This window comes from Collimonas sp. NPDC087041 (genome assembly GCF_044745265.1).
Taxonomy (GTDB): domain Bacteria; phylum Pseudomonadota; class Gammaproteobacteria; order Burkholderiales; family Burkholderiaceae_D; genus Collimonas.
In genome coordinates this window covers 79,541-90,132 of record NZ_JBIUZX010000015.1, presented here as the reverse complement: position 1 = coordinate 90,132, position 10,592 = coordinate 79,541, and the positions used below count along the sequence as shown (strand labels likewise).

Sequence of the window (10,592 nt, the reverse complement as noted above, 5' to 3'; positions counted from 1 at the left end):
AAGCTGATCGTGGTCGATCCGCGCACTACCGAGATGGTGAAGTCGCCGCATGTGCAGGCCGATTATCACTTGAAGCTGCGGCCCGGCACCAACGTCGCGCTGATCACGGCGCTGGCGCATGTCATCTTATCCGAAGGCTTGCAGAAGGAAGATTTCGTTGCTGAGCGTTGCGATCAGAAATCGTACGCAGACTGGAAAGAATTCGTGTTGCGTCCTGAGAACTCGCCTGAACGGATGGCCGAGGTCACTGGCGTGCCCGCAGCTGAACTGCGTGGCGCTGCGCGTTTATATGCCGCCGCCGGCAATGGCGCCATCTATTACGGCCTCGGCGTAACTGAACATGCGCAAGGTTCCACCATGGTGATCGGCATCGCCAACCTGGCAATGGCGACTGGTAATGTCGGTCGCGAAGGCGTCGGCGTCAATCCCTTGCGCGGCCAGAACAATGTGCAGGGCTCCTGCGACATGGGTTCGTTCCCGCATGAACTGCCGGGTTACCGGCATGTCTCGGACAGCACGGTGCGCGGCGAGTTTGAGCAATCGTGGGGTGTCACCCTGAGTCCCGAACCGGGTTTGCGGATTCCGAACATGTTCGATGCGGCGCTCGATGGCAGCTTCATGGGCTTGTATTGCGAAGGCGAGGATATTGTCCAGTCCGATCCGAACACGCAGCATGTGACTGCCGCACTGGCGGCGATGGAATGTATTGTGGTGCAGGACCTGTTCCTCAACGAGACCGCCAAGTACGCCCATGTTTTCCTGCCGGGTTCATCGTTCCTGGAAAAGGACGGCACCTTCACCAACGCCGAGCGCCGCATCTCGCGCGTGCGCAAGGTGATGCCGGCCAAGGCCGGCAAGGCAGATTGGGAAGTCACGGTGGCATTGTCGAATGCGCTCGGCTATCCGATGAACTACACGCATCCTTCGCAGATCATGGATGAGATCGCGGCGTTGACGCCGACTTTCCACGGTGTCAGCTACGCCAAACTGGAACAGGCCGGCAGCTTGCAGTGGCCATGCAATGACGCCGCGCCGGAGGGCACGCCGATCATGCACATCAACCAGTTTGTGCGCGGCAAAGGAAAATTCATCAACACCCAGTATTTCGCTACCGATGAAAAGGTCACGCAGAAGTATCCATTGATCCTGACTACCGGCCGCATCCTGTCGCAATACAATGTCGGCGCCCAGACCCGGCGCACCGACAACGTGCAGTGGCACAGCGAAGACCGATTGGAGATCCATCCGCACGATGCCGAAGACCGTGGCATCAAGGACGATGATTGGGTTGGCATCGAATCGCGGGCAGGGCAGACGGTATTGCGCGCAACAGTGACCGAGCGGGTGCAGCCGGGAGTGGTTTACACTACCTTCCATTTCCCGGAATCGGGCGCCAATGTGATTACCACCGATAATTCGGACTGGGCCACCAACTGTCCGGAATACAAGGTCACTGCGGTGCAGGTGATGCCGGTCAGCCAGCCGTCGGCGTGGCAGACACAATTCAGCCGTTTCACCGAGCAGCAGTTGAAATTGCTGCAGGGACAGTTGGAGGCGGCGGTCACCAAGTGACGACGCAGAGCAGGAGCAGAAAGTAGAGATGAGCGATATGGGCATACCAGAATTCACCACCAGCATTGATGTCGACGTCGAGCGTTGGAACGACGCTGGCGTCAGCAGCAGGCGCGATGTGGTCGCCGAAGAAGTGCCTGTGGCGCTGGAGTACAACGGCATTTCCCATGCAGTGATGATGGCAACGCCGGCGGACCTGGAAGATTTTGCGCTGGGATTTTCGCTGACGGAAGGCATTTTGCAGGATCGCAGCGAGTTGTTCGATTGCGAGATTGTCGAAGCCACCGATGGTATCCAGGTACAGATGCAGATCGCCACGGAACGCTTTGTTGCCCTCAAGGAGAAACGCCGCAACCTGACCGGGCGTACCGGCTGTGGTCTGTGCGGCGCGGAAACCCTGCAGCAGGCGGTGCGCAAGCCGGCGGCGGTGGTGTGCGATGTGCGTTTTTCAGCGTCGACGATTTATGCGGCCATGGCCGCCATGCAGAAGCAGCAGCATTTGCAGCAGGTCACCGGCGCCACGCATGCCGCTGCCTGGCTACAGGCGGACGGCACTATCTCGGTAGTGCGCGAAGATGTCGGCCGGCACAATGCGCTCGACAAGCTGATCGGCGCGCTGGCGCAAAGAAATCCGAAGCATGATTTTGCAAACGGGGCAGTGCTGATCACCAGCCGCGCCAGTTATGAAATGGTGCAGAAATCGGCGACGATGGGTATCGGCTTTATCGTCGCCGTATCGGCGCCGACCGCGCTGGCGATCCGCCTGGCCGAGCAGGCCAACGTGACTTTGCTGGGTTTTGTGCGACAGACGGGCCATGTGGCGTATGCCCATTCCCAGCGTTTGGAAAGGGCAATCTGATGAATGTGCAGCACCTGGTGACAATGGCGAACCAGATCGGTTCTTTTTTTGAAACCATGCCAGACCGGCCGCAAGCGATGTCGGATTTCGCCAATCACCTGAAGCGCAATTGGGAGCCGCGCATGCGGCGCGAATTGCTGCAGCATATCGAGCAGCAGGGCGGCAGCGATCTCAACGATCTGGTGCTTGAGGCGCTGCGGCTGCACGGCGGCATCCTCAAATAATCAAAGGGTTGATCCGGTCGTGCCGCCGGCACGGGCCAATCAGCGCGCAAACACCATCTGCGACGGACTGCCCACGGCAGTATAGCGATCGATGAATTCCAGCTTGCCGCTGGCCTTGTCGATCGCGAACTGGGTGATGTTGTCGCTACGCTGGTTCAACGCATACATGAAACGTCCTTGCGGTTCAATCGCTATGGTGCGTGGATAATCGCCGCGGGTCCAGGTTTCCCCCAGCCATTCAAGCTTGCCTTCGGCGCCCACTGCAAACTGCGCAATGCTGTTGTGCAGGCGATTGGCGGCATACACAAAGCGACCGTCGTCGCTGATGACTAGCCCCGATGCAAAACTGGTTCCCTTGAAATTTTTCGGCAGCGTCGAGACGGTTTGCTTTTCCTGCAAGCTGCCGTCGGCCTGGTTGAGGTGATACAGCGTCAGGGTCGAAGCCTCTTCGTTGATCAGGTAGACGTATCGCCCGCTCGGGTGAAATACGAAATGACGCGGACCGGCGCCGGCCGACGAGGCATCGATGAAGGCCGGCGTATTCGGCTGCAGGCTGCCGTTGGCCGGATCGAAGCGCCATTGATAGATGCGATCCAGCCCCAGGTCTGTGGAAAAGGCAAAGCGGCCGCTTGGGTCGCTGGCGATCATGTGTGCATGCGGACCGTCATGGCCGCTGACGGCAAAACTTCCTTCAACCGCGGCTTCGGGCTGGCGCGCGCCGGCCGGACCTGTGCTTTGTTGCGTTGTTACGGCTGCTTGCAGGCTGCCGTCGGCGCCGAGTGGGAATACTGCGACCGAGCCGCTACCGTAGTTGGCCGTGAACAGATACTTTCCTTGCAGCGCCGGCGACACATGAACCGGCGACGCGCCTTGTGAATCCTGCTGGCTCAGTAACGTCAGCGAGCCGTCGGTGCGATCGACTGCATAGGCGGCCACGGCGCCATGCTTGCTATCTTTGTAATTGGCGACTTCGCTGGCCACATACAGGGTCTTGCCTGTTGCATCCATGGCCAGTTGCGCCGCATTCGGCAGTTGGCTGACCAGTTTGACGCGCTGCAATGCGCCCGATTGCTGGTCGACGCGAAACAGATACACCCCTTCGCCATTAGGGTTGTATGTGCCGACATAGGCGAACGGCGCGGGGGCGGGAGGCGTTGCATTCTCGGCGTGTAGCGGCATGCTGGTCATGGTTGTCAATGCGATGGATAGAAGGGCCATCCTTGCGGACAGGCGGATGGCGGATAAGGTGTTTTGCATGCGGTCTCCGATGGCGGGCGGCGTGTTGCGGGGGCGCGCCGGATTCTTGTTAGCCACGAATATAGGGTGATCCAGACAGAATAGCAACGCACATCATATGCACGAACAAGAAGTCGAGTGGCGACGGGCGTTGTTATATTGCCGCCAACTGAAATCTCGGGCAAACCGCGTTCTCGGCTAAAATGGCTGCCGCGGTGCAGTGCATGTTGCATTATGTTGCGGCGCAGATCATTTGCAGTTCAGTCGCGGTTTATTCGCAGTTCATTGTTATTTGCTGCATGCAAGCTCGATCACAGGCTCCCGATTTCATGGAATTTCAATTCATCAGTCCCAGGAAAAATGCGCTGGTTTATCTGGTCAAGATTCTTACCGGATCGTTGATCGCCTGGTATGGACTGCGTGCGTTGGGTTTGCATGAGCCGTACTGGGCCATGATTTCATTGATTATTGTGACCGAGCCGGATGTTACCCTGGCCAAGGCGAATTTCCGGGCACGGCTCATCAATACGCTGAATGGCTGTGTCGTCGCCTGTCTGGCGCTGGTGCTGCTTGGGCCGGGATTCCTGTCGATGCTGGTTGCTTTGGCAATATCGGTGCTGGTGGCGATGCTGTTGCATAACTATCCAAGCAACTGGCGCCTGGGACCGGCGACTGTTGTCATTTTGATGTCGGCGGCGATCGGCGGCAAAGGCTTACATCAGGAATTGCAGTATGCGCTGCTGCGGGTCGGCGAAGTGATTGCCGGCAGCACCATTGCGTTATTGCAGTCGCTGGCATACTCGTATGCGCTCAAGCGGCTGGGCATGCCGCATTAGCCGATGGCTTGGCGAGACATTCATTGACCGAATCTATTGACGTAAATTCCTTAGCAACACTATAGTGACAAAATGATTTCAGACTTCCACCAATTATCAGAAAAAATCCGCCAACTGGCCGAATTGACGCACGCGTTGCGGCGCGAAAACGCCGATTTGCGTCATCGTACAGTCGTATTGCAGGATGAAAATGCAGAGCTGGCGCGTCGTATCGACGAAGCCCACCTGCGCGTCGCTGCTTTACTCGAAAAAATGCCGGCATTGCCGCAAGATCAGGAGGTTGCATGAGCCAGTTAAGCGTCAACATCATGGGCCAACCCTACACGCTGTCGTGCAAGGAGGGCGAAGAGGCCGCGCTGCAGGAGGCGGTGAAATACCTTGATGGAAAAATGAGCAGCATCCGCGATGCCGGAAAAATCCGCGGTAATGATCGCATCGCAGTCATTGCTGCACTGGGCATTGCTGCCGAGCTATTGGCGACAAAATCGCCTGTCGGCCCGTTGGCGGACCTGACCGTTTCCGAGGTGAATCAGCAAATCGCGACCATGCATGACGTTCTCGACGAAGCGCTGGCGGCCCAGGAAGCACTGTTCTGAAATAACTTGGCATCTTCCCGGGGCACGGCTTGCTGCGGGCGCTTGCGAACCACGCGCAATAAAAACTTTTGCCAAAAGCATTTGACTTGGGAATCGTTTGGGGTACACTAATCACTCCTGCCGTGTTCGCGATTGCCATAAAATCCTTGAACCATTTATACGCAACGGCTGCGGAATTTTGTTCGATAGGTGTGAGCGTCGCTAGTCCGATGAGCCCGAAGTTGAACTAACTGCGGCCAACTTGAATCGCTTTGGTTCAGGATGCCGGCAAAGCGGCACAGGCGGGACTGTATTCAGAGGCGGTTGCACAAAAGTGCAACCGCCTTTTTTATTTTCTGGAATTTCTAGTATTTCTTTTCTACCTCGTAGCGGATCGACGAAATGAATTATTGGCTAATGAAATCCGAGCCGGACGACGCCAGCATCGATGACGTGCTGGCCCTGCCCAAGCAAACGATTGCCTGGTATGGCGTACGCAATTATCAAGCGCGCAATTTCATGCGCGATGCGATGCAGGTTGGCGACGGCGTGCTGTTCTATCATTCGGGCTGTGCGGTGCCCGGTATCGCGGGACTGGCGGAAGTGGCCAGTACGCCTTATCCGGACGAGACCCAGTTTGATCCCAAGAGTAAATACTTCGATCCCAAGGCGAATCGCGAAGAGCCGCGCTGGATGCTGGTCGACGTGCGCGCGTTAAAGAAAACCAGGCTGATCAGCCTGGCCGAATTGCGCGAGCAGGAGCCGCTTGCCGACATGCGTATCCTGCAACGCGGCAATCGACTCTCGATCACGCCGGTCAGCGCCGCCGAATGGCGGCACATCACCAATAAGCTTATGAAGGCGTGATGCCGGGTGCCTCAGTTGGCGTCGCCGGCATCGCATAAAGCTCACGCAGCACATTTTTCTGCACTTTGCCCATCGTATTGCGCGGCAGTTCTTCGGCGAAGAAGACTTGCTTGGGCACCTTGAAATTGGCGATCGTCGATTTCAGCAATTCGATCACACCGCTTGTGGTCAGCTCGGCATTCGGGCGTTTCACGATCACTGCCGTTACCGCTTCACCGAAATCGGCGTGCGGTACACCGATCACCGCCGATTCCAGCACGCCGTCGATATCGTCCAGCACGGTTTCGATTTCTTTCGGGTAGACGTTGTAACCGCCGGAAATGATCAGGTCCTTGCTGCGACCGACGATCGCCAGATAACCGTCGCGGTCGAACTTGCCGACGTCGCCGGTCTTGAAATAGCCATCGGCGGTAAATTCTTCCGCCGTCTTTTCCGGCATGCGCCAGTAGCCCTGGAATACATTCGGTCCCTTGACCTGGATATCGCCGATCTCATCAGCGCCGCAAAGCGTGCTGTGACCGGCTTCGTCGCTGCGCATCAAACGCAGTGACACACCGGGCAGTGGCATGCCGACAGTGCCACCGCGCCGCTCCCCGTCATATGGATTGGAGGTCAGCATCGCGGTTTCGCTCATGCCGTAGCGTTCCAGTATGGTGTGCCCGGTGCGCGCCGAGAATTCGCTGAAGGTATCGGCCAGCAAAGGCGCCGAGCCAGAGATGAACAGGCGCACATTGCGGCAGGTCTCGCGATCGAAGCTGCTGTCTGCCAACAGGCGCACGTAATAAGTCGGCACGCCCATGAAGATGCTGCTGCGCGGCAGTTGGCGGCGTACTTCGGCGGCGTCGAATTTCGGCAGGAAAATCATCTTGCTGCCGTTCAGCAGTGCGCCGTTGGCGGCCACCAGCAAGCCGTGGATGTGGAACAGCGGCAGCGCATGCAGCAGCACGTCGCCGGCTTGCCAATGCCAGTATTGCTGCAGTACCTGGGCGTTCGAACCGATATTGCCGTGCGAAAGCATGGCGCCCTTGCTGCGTCCGGTGGTGCCAGAGGTGTACAGGATGACGGCCAGGTCGTCGGCCTGTTTTTCAACAGTCTCGAACCGGTCAGGATGATGCATCGCGCGAGCCAGCAGCGATCCGGAGTTCTTGCCGTAACCGGCGCTGCCGATCTCGTCCAGCGTGAACAGGTGTTGGGTACCTGCCTTGAACGCAATCTGCGCCACCCAGCCGAAATTCTTTGGCGAGCAGACGAACACCGCCGGCTCGGCATCGCCGATGAAGTACTCGATTTCCGCAGCACGGTAAGCGGTATTCAGCGGCAGGTAGACGAAACCGGCACGCAATGTCGCGAGGTAGAGGATCAATGCTTCCGGCGACTTTTCTACCTGCACCGCAATCCGTGCGCCGCTCGGAAGATTCAAGCTCGTGAGCAAGTTGGCGATCCTGGCCGAAGCGCGCTCGACATCGCCCCAGGTGTAGTACTGGCCGTCGTGGGTTTCGATGCAGCAGGCGGATTGATCGGCGGGAAAGCGCGATGCGAACAGGGCGTAGAGGTTAGCGTTCATGAGTGGGAGTGGTAAAGCGTCAAGGGGCTGCGGCTTGCCGATCTGCGAGGCAGGCCGGCAAGCGCAATTGATGCGGGGTCAGCTTGCGGATTGTTTCGGGACTTCGGCAGGGCCGCCGTAGACAAGTGGTTTTCTGTAGGCGATGACCAGCAATATGATGCCCAATATGATCATCGGCACCGACAACATCTGGCCGGCGGAAATCGTGATGCCGCCGAAGGTGACGTTGTAGTCCGGCACACGGAAATATTCGGTGAAGAAGCGGGCGCAGCCATACAGCAGCGAGAACATGCCGGCTACCGCCATGCGCGGACGTGGCTTGCGCGAGAAGAACCAGAGGATGATGAACAGCAGTATGCCATCGACCAGCATCTGGTAGATCGGCGAAGGATGGCGCGGCAGGTTGTCGACGTTCGGCCAGATCATGGCCCATGGCAGCGACGGATCGGATACGACGCGGCCCGGCAGTTCGCCATTGATGAAATTGCCGAGACGGCCGGCGGCATAGCCGAGCGGCACCATCGGTGCGATGAAATCCATGATGTCCATCAATTTGCGGCCGGATTTGCGGCCCCACAAGGCCATTGCAATCAGGACCCCAATAAAGCCGCCGTGGAACGACATGCCGCCCTTCCACACCGCGATGATTTCCGCCGGGTTGGAAAAATAATAGACCGGATCATAGAAAAACACCTGCCCCAGGCGGCCGCCGATGACCACCCCGAGTACGCCATAGAACAGCATGTCGTCGATGTCCTCTTTTTTCCAGCCGGCGGCGGCGATATGCGGTTGCTTGATCCGGATGCGGCCAACCCAGATGAACTGGATGAAGGCCAGCAGGTACATCAGGCCGTACCAGCGCACATGGAGCGGGCCTAATGAAAAGGCAATCGGATCGGGCAGGGGATGAATCAGCATGTTTTATTTCTTTCTTAATAATTCCAAAAAAGCTTGCAGCACCGGTGAAACATTATCGCGGCGCCAGGCCAGGCCGGTCTCGACCAGCGGTGTGGCGTCCTGTAATTCGCGATAGTCGACCCCCGGGCGTTGCAGGTTCGACACCGATTGTGGCACAAGCGCGATTCCCATGCCAGCCGATACCAGGCCGACGATGGTTTGCATCTGGATTGCTTCCTGGCCGATATCGGGGGTCAGGCCGGCTGCGCGGAAGCAGCCGAGGATGGTGTCATGGAAGCCCGGCGAAATGCGGCGCGGGAAAATGATCAACGGCATGTCGGCCACCGAACTCAGTGCGATCCGGCCCTTGCCGCGCAACGCCTTGAGCCCGGTTGGGGCGGCCAGCACCAGCGGTTCGGATAATACCGGCAGATAATCGAGCGCCAGCTTTTCCTTGTCCGGCAGCGGTGGGATCAGCAGGCCAGCGTCGATGCGTCCGGCCATCAACTGCGCCAGCTGGAGGTCGCTGGTGGCTTCCTGCAGGTCGATCTGGACGCTTGGGTAGGTTTCCCTGAACGCGCGCAGCAACGGCGGCAGGATGCTGTAATCGGCGGTGGAGACAAAGGACAGCGTGAGCAGGCCGGATTCGCCGGAAGCGGCGCGCCGCACCAGATCAGGCAGGGCGCCGGCTTGTTGCAGCAGGCGCTGCGCTTCCGGCAGCAGCGCCAGGCCGGCCGGTGTCAGCGCGACGCTGCGTTTGGTGCGGGCAAACAACGGCGTGCCCAGGTTGGCCTCGAGCGCCTGGATTGCCTGCGACAACGGCGGCTGCGTCATGTGCAAGCGCAAGGCGGCACGGCCGAAATGCCGCTCTTCGGCAACGGCGACGAAATAACGCAATTGCCGCAGTTCTATGTTCATATCAATGCCGCCAAACAAAAAGCCGGCTTTTTCCCGGCTTTGTGTTTGGCGCGCTAGTAGAAATCCCGGTCAACTCAGCGGCCAGGACGTTTATGGTTTTCAAAGGTTTTCTTGACCCGTTCCTGTCGGGTTTTCTCGATGGCTTCATGCGCCTTGCGTTTGTCACGACCAAGCATGCGTTCCAGGAATTCGAACCAGATAAAGGCGACCGCCATCAGGGCTGCAATCCACCACCACGATATGCTGGCAAACGGCCCGACCTCAAAGTATTTGAGTGCAGATAGCAAAACGATAATGATTATCAGTGGCATGGTATTCCCTTTTGTTTGCCGAAAGGATAGAAGGAAAGGTAGCGGCGGTCAACGTATGCTGGTCTAATATGTCGAAATCAAGATGTAGGTAGGTGATTCCCGAATATGAGACAATGCTCTCCGGCAGGTAAGATGGGAACACTTTTTTTGACGGAGATAAGCATGAAACGTTTTTTGTTGATCTGTGCGTTGCTCGGTGCAACGGTATCGGGTTCTGCGCTGGCTGATGCCGGCCTCGATCTGGCAAAGGCGAAGAATTGCCTGGCCTGTCACTCGGTGCAAAACAAGGTGGTCGGTCCGGCATACAAGGATGTTGCCGCGAAATTTGCCGGTCAAAAAGGCGCTGAAGACATGCTGGTGCAAAAAGTCCTGAAGGGCAGCACAGGCACTTGGGGTGCGATCCCGATGCCGGCGAATCCGCAAGTGAGCGAAGCCGAGGCACATACTCTGGTCAAATGGATCTTGTCGCTGAAGTAAGACCGCAGTGACACTATGAAGAAAGGCGCTCGCAAGAGCGCTTTTTTTTTGCCTGTGGATTTCACAGTGCGGCATTTGACGGCCGATCCACGCGGCCATCCAACAAAAAAGCGCCCCGGCAGGGCCGGAATGCTTTCGCCGAGTTGTAGGGTGGGCAGATTTCTGCCCACGCCGAATTTGCTCAGCGACTGACCGACCTTCCACGTGGGCACCAGTGCCCACCCTACGAGTTGCATTTGACGGCCGATCCACGCGG

General features: G+C 58.1%; 13 protein-coding genes and 1 other RNA gene. 9 read left to right on the top strand and 5 right to left on the bottom strand.

The genetic code is table 11. From position 1 onward, the window contains the following. From ACIPF8_RS22280 to ACIPF8_RS22270, 3 genes are all read left to right on the top strand, one after another. The coding region (locus ACIPF8_RS22280) for a molybdopterin oxidoreductase family protein (RefSeq protein WP_400425523.1) at positions 1-1,572 on the top strand (1,572 nt) is incomplete at its 5' end. 28 nt (positions 1,573-1,600) lie between these two features. Then, complete coding sequence (fdhD, locus tag ACIPF8_RS22275) at positions 1,601-2,431, top strand: formate dehydrogenase accessory sulfurtransferase FdhD (RefSeq protein ID WP_400425521.1); 831 nt, start codon at positions 1,601-1,603, stop codon at positions 2,429-2,431. Beyond that, positions 2,431-2,655 (top strand): formate dehydrogenase subunit delta, encoded by a 225-nt coding sequence (locus ACIPF8_RS22270; RefSeq protein ID WP_400425518.1) that lies wholly within the window; start codon positions 2,431-2,433, stop codon positions 2,653-2,655. The genes fdhD and ACIPF8_RS22270 overlap by 1 nt, the downstream gene beginning before the upstream one ends. A gap of 39 nt (positions 2,656-2,694) precedes the next feature. Here ACIPF8_RS22270 and ACIPF8_RS22265 read toward each other — a convergent pair whose 3' ends face one another. Continuing rightward, positions 2,695-3,912 carry a lactonase family protein gene (locus ACIPF8_RS22265; protein WP_400425515.1) on the bottom strand — a complete coding sequence of 406 codons (1,218 nt, stop codon included), beginning with the start codon at positions 3,910-3,912 and terminating at the stop codon, positions 2,695-2,697. A gap of 308 nt (positions 3,913-4,220) precedes the next feature. On the opposite strand from ACIPF8_RS22265, the gene ACIPF8_RS22260 reads away from it, so the two are divergent. The 5 genes from ACIPF8_RS22260 to ACIPF8_RS22240 all read left to right on the top strand — a co-directional run bounded on the left by ACIPF8_RS22260 (position 4,221) and on the right by ACIPF8_RS22240 (position 6,169). Next, on the top strand, positions 4,221-4,727 hold the full coding sequence (locus tag ACIPF8_RS22260; RefSeq protein WP_400425512.1) for an FUSC family protein: 507 nt from the start codon (positions 4,221-4,223) through the stop codon (positions 4,725-4,727). Positions 4,728-4,799: 72 nt separating this feature from the next. Further along, a complete protein-coding gene (locus ACIPF8_RS22255) occupies positions 4,800-5,015 on the top strand; it encodes a DUF904 domain-containing protein (RefSeq protein ID WP_400425508.1) in 216 nt (71 codons plus the stop codon). Further along, on the top strand, positions 5,012-5,323 hold the full coding sequence (locus tag ACIPF8_RS22250) for a cell division protein ZapA (RefSeq protein ID WP_400425505.1): 312 nt from the start codon (positions 5,012-5,014) through the stop codon (positions 5,321-5,323). Before ACIPF8_RS22255 ends, ACIPF8_RS22250 begins: the two co-directional genes overlap by 4 nt. A gap of 111 nt (positions 5,324-5,434) precedes the next feature. Further along, positions 5,435-5,615: non-coding RNA, 6S RNA (gene ssrS, locus ACIPF8_RS22245), on the top strand. Positions 5,616-5,704: 89 nt separating this feature from the next. Continuing rightward, positions 5,705-6,169 carry an EVE domain-containing protein gene (locus ACIPF8_RS22240; RefSeq protein ID WP_400425502.1) on the top strand — a complete coding sequence of 155 codons (465 nt, stop codon included), beginning with the start codon at positions 5,705-5,707 and terminating at the stop codon, positions 6,167-6,169. Here the strand turns inward: ACIPF8_RS22240 and ACIPF8_RS22235 are convergent. The 4 genes from ACIPF8_RS22235 to ACIPF8_RS22220 all read right to left on the bottom strand — a co-directional run bounded on the left by ACIPF8_RS22235 (position 6,156) and on the right by ACIPF8_RS22220 (position 9,859). Then, positions 6,156-7,733, bottom strand: coding sequence for a malonyl-CoA synthase (locus tag ACIPF8_RS22235; RefSeq protein ID WP_400425499.1), 1,578 nt, complete (start codon positions 7,731-7,733; stop codon positions 6,156-6,158). The two genes, ACIPF8_RS22240 and ACIPF8_RS22235, sit on opposite strands and share 14 nt — an antisense overlap. Before the next feature lie 78 nt (positions 7,734-7,811). Continuing rightward, on the bottom strand, positions 7,812-8,651 hold the full coding sequence (gene lgt, locus ACIPF8_RS22230) for a prolipoprotein diacylglyceryl transferase (RefSeq protein ID WP_400425496.1): 840 nt from the start codon (positions 8,649-8,651) through the stop codon (positions 7,812-7,814). A 3-nt stretch (positions 8,652-8,654) separates the two neighbouring features. Further along, entirely contained in the window at positions 8,655-9,548 is an 894-nt protein-coding gene (locus tag ACIPF8_RS22225; RefSeq protein WP_400425493.1) for a LysR substrate-binding domain-containing protein, read from the bottom strand. Between the two features lie 74 nt (positions 9,549-9,622). Beyond that, on the bottom strand, positions 9,623-9,859 hold the full coding sequence (locus ACIPF8_RS22220; protein ID WP_400425491.1) for a TIGR04438 family Trp-rich protein: 237 nt from the start codon (positions 9,857-9,859) through the stop codon (positions 9,623-9,625). A 162-nt stretch (positions 9,860-10,021) separates the two neighbouring features. Between ACIPF8_RS22220 and ACIPF8_RS22215 the strand changes: the two genes are divergently transcribed. Beyond that, positions 10,022-10,336: a c-type cytochrome gene (locus tag ACIPF8_RS22215; protein ID WP_061532409.1), complete on the top strand. Its 315-nt coding sequence runs from the start codon at positions 10,022-10,024 to the stop codon at positions 10,334-10,336. Positions 10,337-10,592: the final 256 nt, after the last annotated feature.